Here is a 19,957-nt window from a genome sequence, read left to right as displayed (position 1 = left end):
CCGAATCATAGGACGACCGTCCTGCAACGTCAAGACGGCGAGCCGCGGGGCCGGATCAGGCGGATGGGTCGAAACCGCGGTCGCGGGCGTGCTGCTGGCGGTAGGCGGCGGGGGTGACGCCCGTCGCCTGGCGGAAGACGGTGCTCATATATCCGAGGTAGGCGAAGCCGGACCGGGCGGCGACGGCCTCGTAGCTCAAGTCGGTCTCGGCCAGGAGCTGCTCGACCCGCCGCAGCCGTTCGCGGGCGATGGTCTCGTGGATCGTCCGGCCGATCGCCTCGCGGAACCGGCGCTGGAGCTTGCTGCGCGAGACCGCCACGTGCTCCAGCACGTCGTCGACGCGGATGCCCAGGCAGGCGTTGTCGCGGATGTAGCGGAGGGCCTCGGCGACGCAGGGCTCCTCGATCGCCGTGATCTCGGTCGACTGGCGGACGGCGACCCCCAGCGGCGGGATCATGAGCGTCGTGCGGGGGGGACGCTCGCCGCGCATCATCCGGTCGAGCAGCGAGGCGGCCTGGTAGCCGATCGAGCGGCAGTCGGGGATCACGCTCGACAGCGGGGGGTCGGCCAGCTCGCAGGCGAGCGTCTCGTCGTCGGCGCCGACGACCGCGACCTCCTCCGGCACCGAGACCCCGGCGCGGCGGCAGGCCTCGAGCGCCTGGATGCCCCGGAAATCGTTGCAGGCCATCAGGCCCAGGGGCTTGGGGAGCGAGGCGACCCAGCGCGAGGCCGTCTCCATCTCCTGGTCCCAGGCCGGGAGCTGGTGGCCCCACGAGGCCTGCTGGCCGCCGCGGTAGAGCCGACACTCCCAGCCCTCGCGACGCACCCGCTCCGCGAACCCGTCGTAGTTGCCGACCGACCAGCGGAAGCCGGGATAGCCGAAGAAGGCGAACCGCTTGAAGCCGCGCTCCAGCAGGTGCTCCGCCGCCAGGGCGCCGATCGCCCGATGGTCGCTCTGGACGTGGGGCCGCCCCCCCTGGTCGTCCAGGTCCACCGTCGGGACCCGCCGGGCCGGACGCACCTCGCGCCGCGCCTTCGACACCCCCAGGATGATCCCGTCGCCGTCCCACGAGGCCAGCCACGCGGGCAGGGGGTCCTGGCGCGAGCGGGGCTCGAAGTAGAACGTCCAGGGCCCGTTCTCGCGGGCGTATCGGGAGACCCCCTCGAGGATCCGGCGGCCGTACGCCATCGAGGTCTGGACGACCAGCGCGACGTGCGGCGGGCGGCATCGGGCGACTGCGAGTTTCAGGGGTTCGGCCATGCGTCGAAATTCATATAAGGTGACGTGGAGGCGTCCGCGGGATGGCGCGGCCTACAAGGTAGCCTCGCGGGCCCGCGGCGACAACCGGACGAGACGGGCGGAAAGGCCCGAAATCGGGCGGCCGACGGGGCGGGCCGAAAGTTAGAAAAAGGATGCCGGATATTGCATAGCCGCCCTCTCGGGAAGCCTCTATGGTGGGTCACATCTCTCCCACCTCCCTTGTCCCGTTCTCGTTCGGATCCTCCGACGGCCGACGGCGCACGCCCTGTGCGGCCGCCCTGGCCCGGTCCCCTCGTCGAGGAGTGAAAGCCTGATGACCGCATTCCGGAAAAGCGAGCCCCGCCGGGGCTTCACGCTGATCGAACTCCTGGTCGTGATCGCGATCATCGCCGTGCTCATCGCGCTGCTGCTGCCCGCCGTCCAGTCGGCGCGCGAGGCCGCCCGGCGCATCCAGTGCACGAACAACCTCAAGCAGATGGGCCTGGCCTTCCACAACTACCTGAGCGCCACCGGGGCCCTGCCTCCGCCCAAGATCTATTCGGGCAGCTGCACCACCGGCCTCAACCCCGGCGGCCAGGTCCTGAACACGACCGCGTTCACGATGATCCTGCCGTACTTCGAGCAGACGGCGCTGGCCAACGCCTACAACTTCAGCCACGCCTCGAACAACACCAACTTCGGCGGCGTCAACACGGTCGTCGTGGGGTCGGACCTGGTCAACACGACGGTCGTCGGCACGATGGTCGCCGCCTTCTGGTGTCCCAGCGACAACCAGCCCGAGGCCGTCAACGACCCCAACACGTCGCCGACGTGGCCCTACCGGCGGATCAACGCCATGCGGGCGAACTACCAGCTCAACACCGGCAACTACACCGACTACCACTGCCCGGGGAGCGGGGCGGTCACGTTCACGCCCGACGGCGCGCAGCGGACGCCCTTCTTCAACGACCTGGGGACGTCGATCGCCGCCATCACCGACGGCACGAGCAACACGTTCCTCGCCGGCGAGTCGGTCAACGGCGCGTCCAAGTACGACGTGGGCCCTCCGCCCCGCTTCGGCCCCTACTGGGGCTCGGGCACGCACACGGCCGTCCACGGCCGGATCCTGCCGCCCACCGACGTCCAGGCCGTCGCCTTCGTCCCCAACGGCGTCTCGGGCTTCCTGTACCCCACGGGCTCCAGCGAGTTCCAGAAGAAGGCCCCGTACGCCTGGGTCTTCTCCAGCAAGCACTCCGGCGGCGTGAACATGCTGATGGGCGACGGCAGCGTCCGGTTCATCAAGAACTCGATCAGCCCCTACACCTGGTGGTCGGCCGCCACCATGGCCGGCGGCGAGATCATCAGCGCCGACGCCTTCTGACCCGGCAGGCCCGCGTCCGATCCGAACGCCCCAGGCGCGGCGACGTCCCCACCGGCGTCGCCGCGCGTCTTCCGTGTGGGAGCCCCCGACATGAACCGCCGCCCGACGACCCGACGACTCGCCCCGATCGCGATCCTGATGCTCACGGCCGGCTGCGGCCACCCCGACGACGCCGTCGCGCTGGTCCCCGTCAAGGGAACGATCACCCGCAACGGCGAGCCCTTGGCCAACGCCTCGGTCTCGTTCATGCCCGACCCCGGCAACCCCGACCAGACCCCCGGCGGCGACGCCAGCGGCCCCGCGGGGACCTACCTCGCGCGGTACAAGTCGCGCTCGGGCCTCGCGCCCGGCAAGTACAAGGTGATCGTCACCCCGGGCCTCGACGCGGCCGGGGTCCTGGTCGACTCCAACGTCCAGGAGGCCTTCAAGGACGACCCGATCATGCTCGGCGAGATGCAGCGCAGCGCCGCCAGCTCGTCGAAGGCCGGGCGCAAGGCGAAGAAGGCCGCCGAGTTCAAGGCCGAGTTCGAGGCCGAGGTCGCCAGCGACGGCGCGACGCTCGACTTCGACGTCAAGCAGGCCGTCTCGGGCAAGCAGACCGCCTCCCGATGAGTCGCGAGGAACCCCCGATGATTGCACGCCTCAGCCTCCCGATCGGCCTGATCGCATCCGCGATGCTCGCCGCCCTGGCCGCCGGCTGCGGCCCGGCCGAAGAATCCGTCGACGACCGCCTCGCCAAGCTCGACCGCCTCGCGCCCGTCACGGGCGTCGTGAAGGTGGGCGGCAAGGCGCTGCCGGGCGTCGTCGTCACCTTCGTGCCCAGGGAGTGGGCCCCGGCGCACGCCGAGACCGACGACGAGGGCCGGTTCACGCTGGAGACCGCCGCCCGCCCGGGCGCGATCCCCGGCGAGTACAAGGTCGTCCTGAGCTACCTCGTCGCCGCCGACGGCCGCGTCCTGGGCCTCGGCCCGCGCGGCGGCTTCGTCCCCGATCCCGCCGTGGCGACCGCGACCGAGAAACTCCCCGCCTCGGTCTCCTCCCTCGAACGCTCGACGCTCGCGGCCACGGTCCCCCCGGAGGGGACGACCGTCGACTTCGACGTCGACGCCCGGGTCGAGGTCTCCGAGCCCGGGCCCAGGACCGACGCGCCGGCCGAGGGCGCCAAGGAGTGATCCCGCGGGCCGTCCCCCGCGAGGGCGGAGAGGGACGGCCCGCGTTTTCCGGCTCACTCGGCCGCGGTCGACCCGGGGCCGGGGTAGAGCTTGCCGTCGATGGTCCACTCGACGGGCGTCTTCTTGCGGACGAGCGCCTGGAGCTGCTCGATCTGGTCGATCTCCTGACGGCTGCCGCGGCCGTTGCGCGCCATGTCGGCCGCGGCGACCCCGGCGGCGGTGCCGCTCGACCACTCGATCGGGTGCAGCCGGGTCGCGGCGTTGGCCAGGAAGCTCTGCGCCATCGTCTTGCCCGCGACGAGCAAATTCCCGAACCGTTCGTTCGTGAGCGACCGGAAGGGGATGTAGAACGGCAGCGTGTCGTGCGCGGCCGTGACGTAGGCTGGCATCGTGCAGGTCGAGATCGGGTGGACGTCGGACGGGTACGCGCCCAGGGCGACGCGGTCGAAGAACCTTCGGCCGGTCTTCTTCGCGACCGAGCCGGCGAGGTCCCGGCCCTTGAGCAGGAAGCCGTCCAGGCCGACCGACCGGCGGGTGTCGCGGATGTAGGGCAGCTTGGCCAGGCCGTGGCCGGTGCCGAGGACCTCGCCGTCGAGCAGGATCTGGCGCGGGTCGATCCCCTCGGGGGCGTGCGCCTTGAACCAGTGGTGCCAGCCCAGGGCCCGCCTCTCGGCCTCGGCCATGACGGCCAGGTCGACGCCCCCCTTCCAGTCGCCGCGCTGGGAATCGGCCTCGGCGCGGGAGACGAACAGGTAGCCGAACGGGTAGTCGTTGCCGCCGGCCTTGAGCTTGGCGGAATACCCCCAGTTCTGCAGGCAGAGGTCGCCGACGGCCGCCGGCCCGCCCCCTTTGGCGCTCTTGATGCGGCGGTAGGTCCAGATCTTGTTCCAGGCCTCGGCCTTGCCGTCGAACTCGTCGTAGCCGAAGCCCGAGACCCCCGCAGGGCCGTCGGGCTCGTCGGCCGGCTCGGCGGCGTAGCGCTGGACGAAGTCGAAGACCGTCGACTGCCCGCAGCGGTCGTCCCCCTCGCGGCCGCCGTCCTCGTGCTCGACCCCTTGCAGGTAGGGCGCGCCGGCGAGGACGAGGACCTCGCCCCATTCGGTGGCGTCGATGAAGACGACGTCGCGGCCCTTCGGGGCCTCGAAACGCAACACCGCCTTGTCGAACCGCGACGACGGCTCCGGGCTGTACCAGTCGGCGAGGTCCTTCGAGGGCGTGAGGTCGTAGCCGCCCGCCGCCACGCCCGGCCGGGGCTTGCGCTGGATCGCCGTGATCGCCGTCACGAGCCCCTTCGCGGCGTCGACGTCCACTTTCTTGATCACGGCCTCGCGGAAGACGACGAGCGTCCCCGCGGCGACGAGCGACCGCTCCAGCGGGAGCAGATGATCCCTCAGGAAGTTCTCGGGCTCGAAGCAGTAGTTGCTGACCCAGCCCTTGCCGGGGTTGCCGGTGGCGTCGAGCATGGCGCGGAAGTTCGGCGTCATGTTGGCGCGGTCGCGGGCGATCGCGTGGACCTTGTAGACCTCGCCGGTCCTCTTGTCCTTGATCTCGTGCCAGGCCTCGTCGATCGCCGGCACGGCGCTCGCCGTGATCTGGCCGCCGACCCAGTCGGTGGGCTCGATGAGGCAGGTCTTCGCCCCGCTCTGCGCCGAGGCCACGGCCGCCGCGAAGGCCGCCGTCGTGCCGCCCGCAATGACCACGTCGAAGTCGCGGAAGACCCCGTCGGCCCCCGCCTCGGCCGCGACGCCGAGCCTCCCCGCAACCACCGTCCCCGCCAACCCGACCCCGCACGCCCCCAGGAACTCTCGCCTTCGCATCCCAAGCCCCCGATGATCCAGACCGACGCGCATGCTCATTCGTCGACAACGGCCGCCGCGTCGCGGCCGCATCTCCGAATTTTATCATTCCTGTCGGACGCGGTCGATCCCCGCGCGGGGCGGTCAGGCCCGCCCCGGCGTCTCGGCCCGGGCCTTGACGGAGGACGCCTCGGGGAGCCGCCAGGGGGCGCGGTAGGGGCGGGAGAGCATCGCGGCGGCCTCGGGGTCGCCGACGATGGTCTCGGCCTTCGGGTCCCAGGCGATCTTCCGGCCGGTGCGGATGGCGATGTTCCCCAGGTGGCAGACGGTCGCCGAGCGGTGGCCGACGGCCAGGTCGCAGATCGGCCGCTCGCGCGACCGGATGCAGTCGAGCCAGTTCTGGTGGTGGTTCTTGCTGACCTGCAGGTGGACGTCCTTTTCGCCCAGGGGCTCGTGGATCAGCTCCTTCGGGGTCGACGCGATGCTGCCGCGCGAGACGCCGATCGAGCCCGTCTCGCCTTCGAACTGGACGGAGTGGCCCGACCCCTCGCCCTGGAGGCAGACGAGCCGCACGCCGTCGTCGTAGGTGTAGACGATCCGGCTGGTCTCGGCGACCTCGAACCAGCCGTCCTTGTTGAACGTCGCGGTCGCCTCGATCGCCGCCGGGCCGGATTCGTCGCGGCCCAGGGCCCGCTGGGCGATGTCCAGGTGGTGCGCGCCGAAGTTCGTCATCTGGCCGCCGGAGTAATCCCAGAAGAAGCGGAAGAGGTAGTGCACCCGCTTCTCGTTGTAGGGGCGTTCGGGCGCGGGCCCGAGCCACGCGGCGTAGTCCAGCTCGGGCGGCGGCGTCGAGTCGGCGACGGCCGGGCCGGCGAAGTTGACCTTGGGGAGCAGGACCTTCACCTCCTTGATCTTGCCGATCTTGCCCGAGCGGACCAGCTCGCAGGCCAGGCGGAAGCGCTCCTCCGAGCGCTGCTGGCTGCCGGTCTGGACGACCCGCCCGGCCTGGCGGGCGACGTCGACCATCCGCCGGCCCTCGGCGACGGTGAGGCTCAGGGGCTTCTCGCAGTAGACGTCCTTGCCCGCGACGCAGGCGTCGGTGGTGGCCAACGCGTGCCAGTGGTCCGGCGTGCAGACGACCACGCCGTCGATCGACCGGTCGTCCAGCAGCCTGCGATAGTCGCCGAAGGTCGCCGCCCGTCCGCCGGCCTCCTCGACGACCTTCGCGGCCTCGGCCAGGTGCTTCGAATCGACGTCCGCCAGCGCGACGACCTCCACCCCCGGCCGCTTGAGGAAGGCCTTGAGGTTGTCCGTCCCCTGCCGGCCGACGCCGATGAACCCCAGCCGAATCCGCTCGCCGGGCGCGGCCGCGGCGGCCCGGCCCCGGGCGGTCAGGACCGCCGGGAACGTGCAGGCCGCCATCCCCGCCCCGGCGCCCCTGAGGAAGCCCCTGCGATCGGTCCGCGCGTCGTGTCGCATGAAGTCCAGCCTCCGTTCGGTCCCTTCGAAACGCGGCCCCCGCCCGGCCCGAGTCGGGCGGCCTCGACCTCGCCCCATTGTGCGACGCCGCCCCCGGGCCCGCAACCGGCGGCCGATCGCGAGGCTCGCATCCGCACGGCTCGAGCCAAGCACGGTTCCGACTCGGCCGGTAGCTCGTTAGCGCTTTCTAATCATAGATGCAGAAAATGAAACACACCGATGCATTCGATGTTGACACGCATCTTGTTATCACCTATCTTTTCGGCTTCGCCCGCGCGGACGAAAGGCCCGGCGTTCCCTGACGCAGCCAAGGCACATCTACGGAGACTGCGACGATGAGCTGGCCCACACGACGGTCGTTGCGCGCGCGGAGGGGGGGCGGGGGTCGGACCCGCCCGCGGAAGCCGATGCTCGAGTTGCTGGAGAACCGCCAGCTGCTGGCGATCACCCTCACGTTCGAGGGCCTGCAGGACCTGGAGCCGATCGCGAACTACTACAACGGCGGGATGGGCGGGAACGGCAGCGGCCCCGGCCCGAACTACGGGGTGACGTTCTCGGGCAACGCCCTGGCCCTCACCGACGCCGACTCCGGCGGCTCGGGCAACTTCGGCGGCGAGCCGTCCTCGCCCAACACGGCGTTCTTCCTCACCGGCGGCGGCGCGCTGACGATGAACGTCCCCGCCGGGTTCGAGCGCGGCTTCTCGTTCTATTACAGCGCCGTCAACCTGCCGGGGTCGATCCAGGTGTACGACGGCGTCGGCGGCACGGGGAACGTGCTGGCCACGCTGGTCCTCCCGGTCACGCCGTTCAACGGGGCCCCCGACCCGAACGGGGTGTACAGCCCGCTCGTCCCGCTCACGGTCGAGTTCGCGGGGACGGCCAAGTCGGTGGACTTCGGCGGCACGGCGAACCAGATCGGCTTCGACAACATCACCCTCGGGCCGCTCATCGAGATCCAGGACTACAGGCAGCAGAAGACCGACTTCGTCAAGGTCGCCACGCTGATCTCCGAGGCCGGGGTCCTCAACGCCGACGGCACGCCCACGGCCAAGTTCAACAAGCTCGACAACGACCGGTTCTTCATCGTGATCGACGACAAGTCCATCGGGACGCCGCAGATCGTCGTCGATCAGATCGAAATCCAGAGCATCGGCCGCGACGGCGCGACGGTCCTGGACAGCCTGCCGAAGCTCCGCCTCAACCGCCAGGCGGACGGCCGGTTCGCCTCGCAGCCGCTGATCCTGGTCCAGGACGCCCTCGACGACGCCTTCGGCGGCAACGAGGGGACCGAGAACGACGTCACGATCCAGGCCGAGGCGGGCGGCAAGCTCAAGATCAAGTACAAGGATCCGACCGGGACCTTGACCGAGAAGGAGATCCCCGTCAGCAAGCCGGCCGACGTGAAGAAGATCGTCCTGAACGTGACCTACCTGACCGGCATCGGCTTCACCGAGGCGGGCGTCCGCAGCATGATCGCCGACGCCAGCCGCCTGTTCTCGCCGGTCGACACCTTCCTGGAGATCAAGGCGGTCACGGGCGTCGCCGACCCCGGCGGGCTGGCCGACCTGGACGAGTTCCCGACGACGAATCCCCTGCGGATGACCGCCGAGGAGCGGCAGCTGCTGGCGATCAATCGCGACAACGCCGCCAAGGTCGTGAACGTCTACTTCGTCAAGTCGCTGAGCGCCGGGAGCAGCGCCGAGGCCTTCCCCTCGGGTGCGTTCAAGGACCCGGCGGACGTGCCGTTCACGGGCTCGGTCGTGATCTCGGGGATCTCGAACTACAAGTCGGTCTCGCACGAGCTGCTGCACATCCTGTTCGACTCGGGCGGCCACTCCACCGACAGGCGGCGGCTGATCTACACGTCGCTGGTCCCCGCCGACGGCCCGCTGGGCAAGCGGATCCTACGCAGCGAGGGGACGACCATCGTCGGCAGCGGATTCGCGCAGCCGAAGCAGGCCGCCGGGGCGATGGAGCTGGCCTCGACCTGGCGGCCCGTCGCGACGACGTCGCGCGCCGGGGCGGCGGCCCCGCTGTTCGCCGCGGCGGCGTCGCGGCGGACCGTCGGCATGGGCGCGATCCCGCCCGGCTTCTGGGAGACCTGGCCCGCCGAGGCCGGCGTCAGGCGGAAGCCCGCCTTCGCGCCGAGGAGGATCGCGACGCTCGCCTGACCCGAAGGAGGACCCATCGATGAAGCTCATCCTGATCGCGTCCGTCCTGGGGATCGTCGCGGCCGCCGCCGGCCGCCGGGACGACGATCGGGACGAGCTGATCGAGGCCCTGACGGCCGAGAAGTTCGCGGGGCTCCCCGACGGCGCCCTGGCCGACCGCGACGCCCTGGTCCGGCGGCTCGCGGCCATCGTCCGCGAGCCCCCGGGCGAGACCGAAGACCTGCGGCGGTTCCTCCGTCGTCGCGCCGTGATCGTCCTGGGGAGCCACGGCGGCGAGAAGGCCCTGCCACAACTCCGCAGGCTCGTCGAGGATCGCGACGAGCCCTTCCGCCGCGACGCCGTGATCGGCCTGGGACGTTCCGGGACGAAGGAGGGCGTCGCGATCGCCGCGGCGTTCCTGGGCGACGGGGACGAGCTCTACCGCGAGGCGGCGATCGACGGCCTGGGCGAGTCGGGGCGGGCGGAGGCCCTCGACGCCCTGAAGGCGTTCGACGCCTCCAAGGAGCGGCCTTTCATCGCCCGCAAGCTCCGCGAAGCGATCGAGAAGCTCGAAGCCCCCGCCCGGCCTCGAACCGACTGAGGCCGGGCGAGAGACGAAGACGTACCAAACGGCTCATCATCCCTTCATCACCTCTGGAGACCCGCAACATGTCGTTCCGGCGCGTGTTCACCTTTGGAATCCTCGCCTTCGCGACGTCGATGGCTTCCTCGGCCCTGGCGGGCTCGTGGGTCGAGATCGGCGACGCGGGCTCATTGCCCTCCACGGCCCAGTACGTGCTCGGCTCGGGCCCCCTCGACCTGATCAGCGGCCAGCTCGCGGACGAGTTCGACGTCGACGTGTACGCGATCTACGTCGACGGCGGCGGGACGTTCTCGGCCTCGACCGTGGGCCTGACGTCGGTCGACACCAAGCTCTTCCTCTTCGACGCCTCAGGGCTGGGCGTCTACGGCAACGACGACGCCGACGTCTTCACCCTGCAATCGCTGCTGCCCGCCGGAGACCCGCTCACGCCCCTGGCGGCCGGCGTCTACTTCCTGGCCGTCACGAGCTACCCCATCGATCCGCTGAGCGCCGGCGGGTCCATCTTCCTGCAGCCGCTCTTCCCCGAGGAGGTCGTCGGGCCCGTGGGCCCCGGCGGCTCCTCGCCCGTGACCGGCTACGACGGCTCGGGCGAGGCCGGCGCCTACGGGATCAGCCTGACCGGCGCCCGATTCATCAACAACACGGCCGTCCCCGAGCCGTCGACGCTGACGATGACGGCCGGCGCCGCCGCGCTGGGGCTCGGCGTCGGCGCCGCGAAGTCGCGGCGCGGCCGTCGGGCCGAGTCGGGCCGCGCCTGAGCGAAAAGGCCGCCGGGGCGACGGGGCTCGCTTGAAAAGCGGTCGACGCTTCCTCTACAAAGGATCGGCCCCGGGCCGGGACGTCGATCGCGGCGGGGCGATCCCGTTTCCTCGAGGCGGCGGCCCGTGAATCACCAGGACGAACCGATCCCCGCCGGCGAGGCCGAGGCCATCCGCAAGGTGGTCGGCCTCAGCCTCAAGATGCTCGACCGCGGCCCGAAGCCGGTCCCCCGCGGCCAGCATCCGAAGGCGCATGGGATGGTCCGCGCGGAGTTCGTCGTCGACCCCTCGGGCCTGCCCCCGGAGTGCCGCGTCGGCCTCTTCGCCGAGGCGAAGACCTTCCCGGCCGTCGTCCGGTTCTCGAACGGCGCCCAGACCGACGACCGCAAGCCCGACGTCCACGGCATGGCGATCAAGCTCCTGGGCGTCGAGGGGGTGAAGCTGATCCCTGAGGAGCGGGACGCGACGACCCACGACTTCATCCTGATCGACGACCCGGTCTTCTTCATCCCCGACGCCGTCGTCTACGCCCCCTTCTTCGAGGCGTTCGCGAAGGCCAAGGGGGACGTCCCGTCGACGCTCCGCAGCGCGCTCTTCCTGCTTCCCAAGGGGCCCCGGATGCTGGCGGCGTTGCTGTCGCTCTACTACGCCCCCCGGGCCTTCAAGGGGCTCGGCCTGCTCACGCGAGCCCTCAGCAAGAAGCCGGACAGCCCGCTGACCTCGCGGTTCTGGAGCACCACGCCGTACCGCCTGGGCCCGCGGGCCGTCAAGTATTCGGCCATCCCCGCGACCACCGAGGCGCCGCCCCGAGCGGACTCGCAGGACCTCTTGCGCCTGGCGATGAAATCGACCCTCGATCGCGGCGAGGCGGTCTTCACGTTCGCCGTCCAGCTCCAGGCCGACGCGACGTCGACGCCCGTCGAGGATCCGACCGTCGAGTGGGACGAGAAGCGATCGAAGTTCATCCCGATCGCCCGGCTCGTCATCCCGCGCCAGGAGTTCGACACCGAGTCGCGGCGGACCTTCTGCGAGCACCTCTCGTTCACCCCCTGGCACGCCCTGCCCGAGCACGAGCCCCTCGGCGGCATCAACCGGACCCGCCGCGCGGTCTACCAGGCCGTCTCCGCCGAACGCCACCGCCTGAACGACAAGCCCCGCATCGAGCCGACGCTCGCCGACGTCGAGAAGCTCTGATCCCGGAATCCCGCGAGAGAGGAGGAGCCCATGCCGCTCGATCCGACGGCCCCCGTCCGCGTCGTCCGCCGATTCGAAGAGCCCGCCGAGCGGGTGTTCGACGCCTGGTTGGACCCCCTCGTCGCGGGCCGATGGCTGTTCGCGACCCCGACCGGGACGATGGTCCAGGTGGCGATCGACGCCCGCGTCGGCGGCTCGTACGAAATCGTGGAACGTCGCGAGGGTGACGAGGTCGAGCACGTCGGCGCGTACTTCCGGCTCGACCGCCCGCGCAGCCTGGCCTTCACGCTGTGGGTCCCGAAGTACTCGCAGGAGACGAGCCGGATCAGCGTCGACGTCGCCCCTCTGGAGGCCGGCTGCGAGCTGACCCTGACCCACCGGGACCTGGACCCGGCCGATCACGCGGTCGCCGAGGCCGGCTGGACGACGGCCCTGGAGAACCTGGCCGCGACCCTGGCTCAAGGGCGGCACGACGGTTGCGGCTCTCTCGCCGGAGACCCTGATTTCCCGGACCTTGCCGAAAAGCGGCCGAGGAGGCTTCGCATGAGCGTTCACCAGGAATCGGCGACGGATGCAGCGGGCGTCGAGCCCCAGGAATGGCCGCGGCCGGTCGCGGAGGGCCTGGCCTTCCTGCGGACGGGGATCGTCAACGTCTTCCTCGTCGGCCGGCCCGGGGCCGGGGATCGGAACTGGGTCCTGGTCGACGCCGGCCTCCCCGGCTGGGCGGACTCGATCGCCGACGCCGCGGCCCGGCGGTTCGGCGAGCGTGCGCGGCCCGCGGCGATCGTCCTGACGCACGGCCACTTCGACCACGTCGGCGCGCTGGAGACCCTGGCCGATCGCTGGGACGCGCCGATCTACGCCCACGCGATGGAGCTTCCCTACCTGACCGGCCGATCCGCCTACCCGCCGCCCGACCCGACCGTCGGCGGCGGGGCGATGGCGACCCTCTCGTGGCTGTACCCCCGCGGGCCGATCGACCTGGGCGACCGCGTCCATCCGCTTCCCGAGGACGGGACCGTCCCCGGCCTGCCGGGCTGGCGCTGGGTCGCCACGCCGGGACACACCCCGGGGCACGTCTCGTTCTTCCGCGACGCCGATCGCGCGCTGATCGCCGGCGACGCCTTCGTCACGACCAGGCAGGAATCGGCGCTCGCCATGATGGCCCAGCGCCGCGAGATCCACGGACCGCCGAAGTACTACACCTGCGACTGGGAAGCCGCCCGCCGCTCGGTGGAGGCCCTCGCCGCGCTCGACCCGGAGACGGCCGGGACGGGACACGGCGAGCCCCTCTCGGGCGAGGTGCTCCGGGTCGGCCTCCAGGCCCTGGCTCGCGACTTCGACCGCGCCGCCGTGCCCACCTACGGGCGCTACGTCGGCCGACCCGCGCGGGCCGACGCCACCGGGGTCGTCTCGGTGCCCAGGGACGTCCCGCATCCGCTCTTGCGGCTGGGCGCGGGGTTCGCGGTCGGCTTCGCCCTGGGGACGGCCGTCCAGCGGCTCACAAGAGATCGTCGAGCTTGATCGGAAGCTTGCGGACGCGGCGGCCGGTGGCGTGGAAGACGGCGTTGGCGATCGCCGCCGCCACGCCGACCACGCCGATCTCGCCCAGCCCTTTGACGCCCAGCGGATTGACGATCTCGTCGTGCTCCTCGACGAAGATCACGTCGATCGCGTGGACGTCGGCGTTGACCGGGACGTGATAGTCGGCCAGGTTGTGGGTCATGAAGCGGCCGAAGGCGTGGTCGAGGACGCTCTCCTCGTGGAGCGCCGAGCCGATCCCCCAGACGACCCCGCCCAGCACCTGGCTCCGCGCCGTCTTGGGGTTGAGGATGCGAGCCCCGGCGACCGCGACCACGACCCGCGTCACCCGGATCGTGCCGAAGTCCTCGTCCACTTCGACCTCGGCGAAGGTCGCCGAGTGGGTCAGACGCGTATAGCGTTGCTGCTTCGCCGATGGCCCCACGGCGGCCTCCCGCTCGATCGCCTCGACCCCGCCGGCCCGCAGCACGGCGGTGATCGCGACCGCCTTCGCGGGGGCGTCGCGGAGCCGGATCGTCCCGTCGACGAACTCGACGTCGTCGATCTTCGCGCCCGCCAGCGGCGAGCCGTCGAGCTTCAGGGCGTAGCCCAGCAGGTCGGCCCGGATCGCTTCGCAGGCCGCCTGCACGGCCGGGCCGACCGACGAGGCCGTGAACGAGCCGCCCTCGACCGGGGCCTGCGGCAGCGTCGAGTCGCCGAGCAGGAAGGTCACGTCCGCCATCGCCAGGCCGAGGGCCTCGGCGGCGACCTGGGTCATGATCGTATAGGTCCCCGTGCCGATGTCCTCGGTCGCGCTGGAGATGGTGAGCTTGCCGTCGACGGTCAGCACGGCCTTCGCGGCGGCCTTCTGCTGGTTGCTCTCCCAGACGCCGCTCGCCATGCCCCGGCCGACGAGCGTGGAGCCCCTCCGCATGGAGCGCGGCTCGGGATTGCGGTCGGCCCAGCCGAAGCGCTCGGCGGCCCGGCGGTAGCACTCCCGAAGCTCCTTGCTGGAGAACGGCTTGTCCTCGTTGCCGTCCTCCTCGGCGTAGTTCTTCAGCCGCAGCTCGATCGGATCCACCTTGAGGGCGACGGCCAGCTCGTCCATCGCCGATTCGAGCGCGAAGAGGCCCCACACGGCGCCCGGGGCCCGCATGTCGAGCGGCGTGAAGAGGTCCAGGGGCACGATCGCGTGGTCGAGCCGCACGTTCTCGCAGCGATAGAGCAGGCCCGTCCAGTTGACGATCATCTCGCTGTAGTCCTCGAACCGCGAGGTCTCCTGGAACGCCTCGTGGATCACGGCCTCCAGGACCCCTTCGGGCGAGGCCCCGAGCGCCACCCGCTGGCGGGTCGCGGGCCGGTAGCCGAGGCTGAACATCTGCGGGCGCGTCAGGACGACCCGGACCGACCGCTTCAGCTCCCGCGCCGCCAGGACGGCCAGGAACACCTGGTGCTGCGGCCGCAGGCCCGCGCCGAACCCGCCCCCGACGAACTTCGAGACCACTCGCAGGTCGTCCGCGGCGAACCCGAAGATGTTGCAAAGGTAGTCGTGGACGTTCTGCACGCCCTGGGTCTTGTCGTAGACCACGAGCTTGCCGTCCGGCTCGTGATGGACGGTCGTCGCGAACATCTCCATCGGGTTGTGGTGCTCGGCCGGGACCCGGTACGCGACGTCGACCTTCACGGCCGCCTTCTCCAGGGCCCCGTCGGGACCGCCCCGGGCCTTCGGAGGCGGCTTGATGCCCCCGCGCTTCTTGGGGGCGCGTCCTTCGGCCAGGTGCGCGTCCAGCTCCGTCGCGTGTCCCGTCGCCGCGTACTCGACCCGGACGAGCGTCGCGGCGTAGCGCGCGACCTCCGAAGAGTCGGCGACGACCAGGGCGATCGGCTGGGAGCTGAAGTGGATCTCGGCGTCGTAGAGCGGGCGGAAGGGCGAGCCCGGCGGGGCGATCTGGTCGCGATAGCTGCGGTCGAGCCAGGCCAGGCGGGGCGTGTTCTCGTGCGTGAAGACGTGGATCACGCCCGGGACCTTGAGCGCCTCCGCCACGTCGATCGCGGCGATCCGCCCCCTGGCCACGGCGCTGTTCACGATCCAGCCGTAGGCGAGCCCGGGCTCGTTGTACTCGGCGGCGTACTTGGCCGCCCCGGTGACCTTGGCCCGGCCGTCGATGCGGTCGATCGGCTTGCCGACGTGGGCGGTGCTCATGCCTGCGGCCCCCCGGCCGCTTCGAGCAGCGCCCGGACGATCACCCGCCGGGCCAGCTCGATCTTGAAGGTGTTGTGCTCGCGTCCCCGGGCGTCCCGGACGATCGCGTCGGCCGCCGCGCGGAACGCGTCGCGGTCGGCGCGGGCGCCCTTCAGGAGCGCCTCCGCGGCCTGGTCTCGCCAGGGCTTGTGGGCCACCCCGCCCAGGGCGATTCGGGCCTCGGCGATCGTCCCGCCCTCGATGCGGAGGGCCGCCGCGACCGACACCAGCGCGAACGCATACGACGTCCGGTCGCGGATCTTCTGATACGAGAAATGGCCCGCGAACCCCTCGGCGGGGAGGTCCACCGCCGTGATGATCTCGCCCGGCTGCAGGTTCGCGTCGAGATGCGGTGCGTCGCCCGGGAGCCGGTGGAAGTCCTCGAACGGGATCGCCCGCCCGCCGCTCGGCCCCTCGACCCGGACGACGGCCCCCAGCGCCGCGAGGGCCACGCACATGTCGGACGGGTGGACCGCGATGCAGTGCTCGCTCGTCCCCAGGATCGCGTGGTAGCGGTTCCAGCCGGCGATCGCCGGGCACCCCGTGCCGGGCTCGCGCTTGTTGCAGGGGGTCTGGACGTCGTAGAAGTAGGCGCAGCGCGTCCGCTGGAGCAGGTTGCCGCCGGTCGTCGCCATGTTGCGGAGCTGGGGCGAGGCCCCGGCGAGGATCGCCCGGGAGAGCAGGGGGTGGCGCCGCTCCACACGCTCGTCGTACGCGACCTGCGAATTGGTCGCCAGCGCGCCGAGCCGCAGGCCGCCGCCGTCGAGGTCGACGATCGCCCGCAGGTCGAGGCGATTGACGTCGACGAGCCGGTCGGGCCGTTCGACGTCGGCCTTCATCAGATCCAGCAGGTTGGTGCCGCCGGCGACGAACTTGACGCCGGGGCCGGCCGCTTCGAGCAGGGCCGTCGCCACGTCGTCGGCGCGGCCGTAGGAGAAGGGTTTCATCGCGGCGTCAGCCCTCCCGCTCGGCCATGGCCTGCTCGATCGCGGCGACGATGTTCGGGTACGCCCCGCACCGGCAGATGTTGCCGCTCATCAGCTCGCGGATCTCGTCCGGGGTCTTCGCGCGTCCCTCGGCCATCAGGGCGACGGCCGAGCAGATCTGGCCCGGCGTGCAATAGCCGCACTGGAAGGCGTCGTGCTCGACGAAGGCCCGCTGCACCGGGTGCAGGGCGTCGCCCTCGGCCAGGCCCTCGATGGTGGTCACCTCCGCGCCGTCCTTCATCACGGCCAGCGTCAGGCAGGAATTGATGCGGACGCCGTCGACCAGCACGGTGCACGCGCCGCACTGGCCGTGGTCGCAGCCCTTCTTCGTTCCGGTCAGGTCCAGGTGCTCGCGCAAGAGGTCGAGCAGCGACGTCCAGGGCGCGACTTCGAGCCGCCTGGGGACGCCGTTGATCGCCAGGGCGATGCGGACCTTCGGCGGCGGCGGCTGGGCGCGCCGCGCGGCGGGTGTCTCGACGGGAGAACTCACGTCCCCTCCTTTCGGGTCGCGGGCTCAAGAGGCGTTCGGGTCGGATTCATGCAAATCCCAGGCCCGAACGCCCGCTCGCTAACGCGCCTCCAGGAGCTTCCGGAAGTCCTCGCGTCCCGCCAGGGCGGCCAGGTCCGCGTCGGCCTTGGCCGCCTCGCGGAGCGACGGGTCGGCGGCGAAGGCGAGCGTCAGCTCGCGGAGGGCCGTGTCGATCATGCTCGTCCGAACGGCCTCGTCGAGGGGCGCGGCCGTCGCCAGGCAGAGCGCGCACGCCACGTTGTAGCGGTCGGCGGGCTTGAGGGGCTCGTCGGGATGGTCGAGGATCGCGGCCGCCTCGTCGCGGACGCGGACGGCCAGCCCGGCGCGGGCGAGGTCGATCAGCCGGAGGAAGCGGCGTCCCAGGCGGCCGGGACGATCGGGCAGGATCTCGATGACGCGATCCCAGTCGGGGACCGCCTCGGCGAAGCGGCCGGCGGCCTCCAGCGCCTGGGCGCGGGCGCCGTGCAGGTTCTGCAGCGTCTGGAGCAGCCGCAGCGATTTCGGCTCCTCCTGGAGCAGCGGCGCGATGCGGCGGAGCCCCTCCGTGAGCTGCTCGACCGCCTGGTCGACGCGGCCCAGGCCGGCCAGCAGGTTCCCGCGATTGACCGCCAGGTCGCAGAGGTCGGCGGCGTGCGAGGGGATCTCCGGCTGCTCGGCGGTCGCCCGTTCGAGCAGGTCCCCGGCTCGCTCGAAGTCGGCCTCGGCCTGGTCGAGACGCCCCAGGACGCCGCGGCCGTTCCCCAGGTTGATGTAGGTCTGCGCCGTGGACGCCGCCAGGCCGGGATCGTCGGGACGCTCCCGAAGGAGCCCGTCGAGGATCGTCGCGGCGCGGGCCAGGTGGGGATCGGCCAGCTCCGATCGGCCCGCGAGCTGCCAGGCCGAGCCGAGGTTGTGCAGGCACCAGGCGACGTCGTGCCGGCCCTGCCAAGACGCGGCGTCGGGGCTGCGCTCGGCGAGGGCGAGGCCCTGCTCCAGCTCGGCGACGGCCCTCGCCGGCTCGCCGTCCATCAGCATGACGCCCAGCTTGAGATGCGTGATCATCCGCGAGCGCATCAGCCCCGGGTCGTCGGACGCGTCGCCGGCGAGCGTCGTCAGCAGCCGGCGGGCGCGGAGCAGGTTGGCCTCGGCGTCGGCCCGCCGCCCGAGGACGATCTGGAGGTTGGCGGCCTCGACGGCGGCCTCGGCGGTGTCGCGGAGCACGACCGGGTCGGTCGGGTCGGCGCGGGCCAGCGCGTGGTCGTAGAAGCCGAGGGCCGCTTCGAGCTGCACCCGCCGCAGCTCGTCCAGGCGCGGCACGTTCCGGAAGCGGGGGTCCGAGAACGCGCCGGTCAGGCGGCCGAGGGCCTCGCGGGCGTCGCGGTAGTTCGACTCGGCGGCCGTCCGCTGCCGCTTCGCCTCGTTCGCGGCGACCTCGGCCAGGCCGAGCGCCGCGCGGAGGCGGCTGTCGTGGACCAGCGCCCCCGCGACGGCCCCCGCGGCCGCCAGGATCGCCAGGGTCGCGAGCGCCGCCTGCGAGGGCCGTCGCCGCGCCCACTTGACCAGGCGGTCGACCGGGCCGGCGGGGCGGGCGAGGATCGGCTCGCCGCGGAGGAAGCGGTCCAGGTCGTCGGCCAGGGCGGCCGCCGTCGCGTAACGTCGAGCGGGCGACTTCTCCAGGCAGGTCAGGCAGATCGTCTGCACGTCGCGCGGCACGCCCGGCTGGAGCCGTCCGGGGGAGGGGGGTTCGCTCGATCGGACGAGGTCCAGGGTCTCGACCGGCGAGGGCGCCAGGAACGGCGGCCGGCCCGTCAGGCACTCGAACAGGATCGCCCCCAGCGCGTAGACGTCGACCGGCGGGTGGGCCCCCACGATCTCGCCCGTCGCCTGCTCCGGCGCCATGTACGACGGCGTCCCCATGATCGCCCCGCTGCGGGTGACCGCGGCGGCGTCGAGCCGCTTCGCCAGTCCGAAATCGGCGACCTTGGGCGTCCCGTCGCCGGCGAAGAGGACGTTGGGCGGCTTGAGGTCGCGATGCACCACGCCGCCCCGGTGCGCGTGCTCGATCGCCCGCGCCAGCGTCGCCGTCAGCGCCGCGGCCTCGCGCGCGGGCATCGGGCCGGCCGCCAGGCGATCGGCCAGCGAGCCCCCTTCGAGCAGCTCCATCGCGTAGAAGGGGGTGCCGTCGATCACCCCCACGTCGTGGATCGGCACGATGTTGGGGTGGCGGAGGCTGGCGGCGGCCTCGGCCTCGACCCGGAAGCGGGCCAGCTCGGCGGGGCTGGCGTCGGCCCCGGCCGCGATCCGCTTGAGCGCCACCAGCCGGCCCAGCCCGACCTGCCGCGCCCGGTGGACGACCCCCATCCCGCCCCGGCCGATCACCGCCTCCAGCGCATAGCCCGAGGGGATCGCGACCGGGGCCGCCTCGCCTTCGCCCTCGGCGGGGCCCGTCCGCGCCGACGCGCGGAGCAAGGCGACGAGCGGGTCGTCGGCGGGGCCGTCCGCCAGCGTCGCACGGCACGAGGCGCAGGCGTCGAGGTGCCGCTCGACGCGGTCGGCGTCGACCGGGTCGATCTCCCCCCGCCCGAAGGCGGCGAGCAGTTCCCCGTCGGGATGATCGTCGGCCGTCGGCGAGGGGTCGGTCATGGTTCCGGATGCTCCAGGGTGAGGGCCGGCGAGCCGGAAGTGTCGATCTTACGTCCGCCGTCCGACAAGTGAGTGCGCCGATCGCGGCATCCTTTCAGAGGCCGTTCCCAGCCGGAGTCGACGGCCTTCCCCCCTCGCGGGGGAAGCTGGCCCGATGGGCCGGATGAGGGGGAGACGGGCACGGTGGCCGTCGCCCTAAGATCCGATCCGCCGGGGGAATCCGACGGGGCTTCGCACGGCCTCGCCCTCATCCGACCCCTGCGGGGTCTGCCTCCCCCCGCGG

The 19,957-nt window shown here is 71.9% G+C and carries 15 protein-coding genes and 1 pseudogene; 9 read left to right on the top strand and 7 right to left on the bottom strand.

Features of this window, described 5'->3' with window-relative positions; genetic code table 11:
- Window positions 1-55: 55 nt before the first annotated feature.
- Window positions 56-1,261: an AraC family transcriptional regulator gene (locus tag PZE19_RS16250; protein ID WP_277861688.1), complete on the bottom strand. Its 1,206-nt coding sequence runs from the start codon at window positions 1,259-1,261 to the stop codon at window positions 56-58.
- A 313-nt stretch (window positions 1,262-1,574) separates the two neighbouring features.
- Here PZE19_RS16250 and PZE19_RS16245 point away from each other — a divergent pair, with 313 nt between their 5' ends.
- The 3 genes from PZE19_RS16245 to PZE19_RS16235 all read left to right on the top strand — a co-directional run bounded on the left by PZE19_RS16245 (window position 1,575) and on the right by PZE19_RS16235 (window position 3,793).
- Window positions 1,575-2,621 carry a DUF1559 domain-containing protein gene (locus tag PZE19_RS16245; RefSeq protein ID WP_277861687.1) on the top strand — a complete coding sequence of 349 codons (1,047 nt, stop codon included), beginning with the start codon at window positions 1,575-1,577 and terminating at the stop codon, window positions 2,619-2,621.
- Window positions 2,622-2,711: 90 nt separating this feature from the next.
- A complete protein-coding gene (locus tag PZE19_RS16240; RefSeq protein ID WP_277861686.1) occupies window positions 2,712-3,233 on the top strand; it encodes a carboxypeptidase regulatory-like domain-containing protein in 522 nt (173 codons plus the stop codon).
- A gap of 17 nt (window positions 3,234-3,250) precedes the next feature.
- Window positions 3,251-3,793 carry a hypothetical protein gene (locus tag PZE19_RS16235; protein ID WP_277861685.1) on the top strand — a complete coding sequence of 181 codons (543 nt, stop codon included), beginning with the start codon at window positions 3,251-3,253 and terminating at the stop codon, window positions 3,791-3,793.
- Between the two features lie 53 nt (window positions 3,794-3,846).
- Here the strand turns inward: PZE19_RS16235 and PZE19_RS16230 are convergent, their stop codons facing one another.
- Complete coding sequence (locus PZE19_RS16230; RefSeq protein WP_277861684.1) at window positions 3,847-5,610, bottom strand: FAD-dependent oxidoreductase; 1,764 nt, start codon at window positions 5,608-5,610, stop codon at window positions 3,847-3,849.
- Between the two features lie 123 nt (window positions 5,611-5,733).
- Window positions 5,734-7,068, bottom strand: a complete 1,335-nt coding sequence (locus PZE19_RS16225; protein ID WP_277861683.1) for a Gfo/Idh/MocA family protein — start codon at window positions 7,066-7,068, stop codon at window positions 5,734-5,736.
- 407 nt (window positions 7,069-7,475) lie between these two features.
- Between PZE19_RS16225 and PZE19_RS16220 the strand changes: the two genes are divergently transcribed.
- The 6 genes and pseudogenes from PZE19_RS16220 to PZE19_RS16200 all read left to right on the top strand — a co-directional run bounded on the left by PZE19_RS16220 (window position 7,476) and on the right by PZE19_RS16200 (window position 13,298).
- Window positions 7,476-9,239 carry a hypothetical protein gene (locus PZE19_RS16220; RefSeq protein ID WP_277861682.1) on the top strand — a complete coding sequence of 588 codons (1,764 nt, stop codon included), beginning with the start codon at window positions 7,476-7,478 and terminating at the stop codon, window positions 9,237-9,239.
- Between the two features lie 19 nt (window positions 9,240-9,258).
- On the top strand, window positions 9,259-9,819 hold the full coding sequence (locus PZE19_RS16215) for a HEAT repeat domain-containing protein (RefSeq protein WP_277861681.1): 561 nt from the start codon (window positions 9,259-9,261) through the stop codon (window positions 9,817-9,819).
- Between the two features lie 68 nt (window positions 9,820-9,887).
- The gene (locus PZE19_RS16210) at window positions 9,888-10,580 is read left to right on the top strand and encodes a DVUA0089 family protein (protein ID WP_277861680.1); all 693 of its coding nucleotides are present in this window, start codon (window positions 9,888-9,890) and stop codon (window positions 10,578-10,580) included.
- A gap of 126 nt (window positions 10,581-10,706) precedes the next feature.
- Window positions 10,707-11,774 carry a catalase family protein gene (locus PZE19_RS16205; protein WP_277861679.1) on the top strand — a complete coding sequence of 356 codons (1,068 nt, stop codon included), beginning with the start codon at window positions 10,707-10,709 and terminating at the stop codon, window positions 11,772-11,774.
- Between the two features lie 30 nt (window positions 11,775-11,804).
- Window positions 11,805-12,218: pseudogene (locus tag PZE19_RS32995) on the top strand (SRPBCC family protein); the annotation flags it as partial.
- A 99-nt stretch (window positions 12,219-12,317) separates the two neighbouring features.
- On the top strand, window positions 12,318-13,298 hold the full coding sequence (locus PZE19_RS16200; protein WP_368411364.1) for an MBL fold metallo-hydrolase: 981 nt from the start codon (window positions 12,318-12,320) through the stop codon (window positions 13,296-13,298).
- Here the strand turns inward: PZE19_RS16200 and PZE19_RS16195 are convergent.
- From PZE19_RS16195 to PZE19_RS16180, 4 genes are all read right to left on the bottom strand, one after another.
- Window positions 13,276-15,498 (bottom strand): xanthine dehydrogenase family protein molybdopterin-binding subunit, encoded by a 2,223-nt coding sequence (locus tag PZE19_RS16195; protein WP_277861677.1) that lies wholly within the window; start codon window positions 15,496-15,498, stop codon window positions 13,276-13,278. The two genes, PZE19_RS16200 and PZE19_RS16195, sit on opposite strands and share 23 nt — an antisense overlap.
- Complete coding sequence (locus tag PZE19_RS16190) at window positions 15,495-16,484, bottom strand: FAD binding domain-containing protein (protein WP_277861676.1); 990 nt, start codon at window positions 16,482-16,484, stop codon at window positions 15,495-15,497. The genes PZE19_RS16195 and PZE19_RS16190 overlap by 4 nt, the downstream gene beginning before the upstream one ends.
- A gap of 7 nt (window positions 16,485-16,491) precedes the next feature.
- The gene (locus PZE19_RS16185) at window positions 16,492-16,950 is read right to left on the bottom strand and encodes a (2Fe-2S)-binding protein (protein ID WP_438269992.1); all 459 of its coding nucleotides are present in this window, start codon (window positions 16,948-16,950) and stop codon (window positions 16,492-16,494) included.
- A 141-nt stretch (window positions 16,951-17,091) separates the two neighbouring features.
- Window positions 17,092-19,674 (bottom strand): protein kinase domain-containing protein, encoded by a 2,583-nt coding sequence (locus PZE19_RS16180; RefSeq protein WP_277861674.1) that lies wholly within the window; start codon window positions 19,672-19,674, stop codon window positions 17,092-17,094.
- Window positions 19,675-19,957 lie beyond the last annotated feature (283 nt).

The sequence above is a fragment of the Paludisphaera mucosa genome (assembly GCF_029589435.1).
GTDB lineage: Bacteria > Planctomycetota > Planctomycetia > Isosphaerales > Isosphaeraceae > Paludisphaera > Paludisphaera mucosa.
This window is presented reverse-complemented; position numbering and strand designations above follow the sequence as displayed.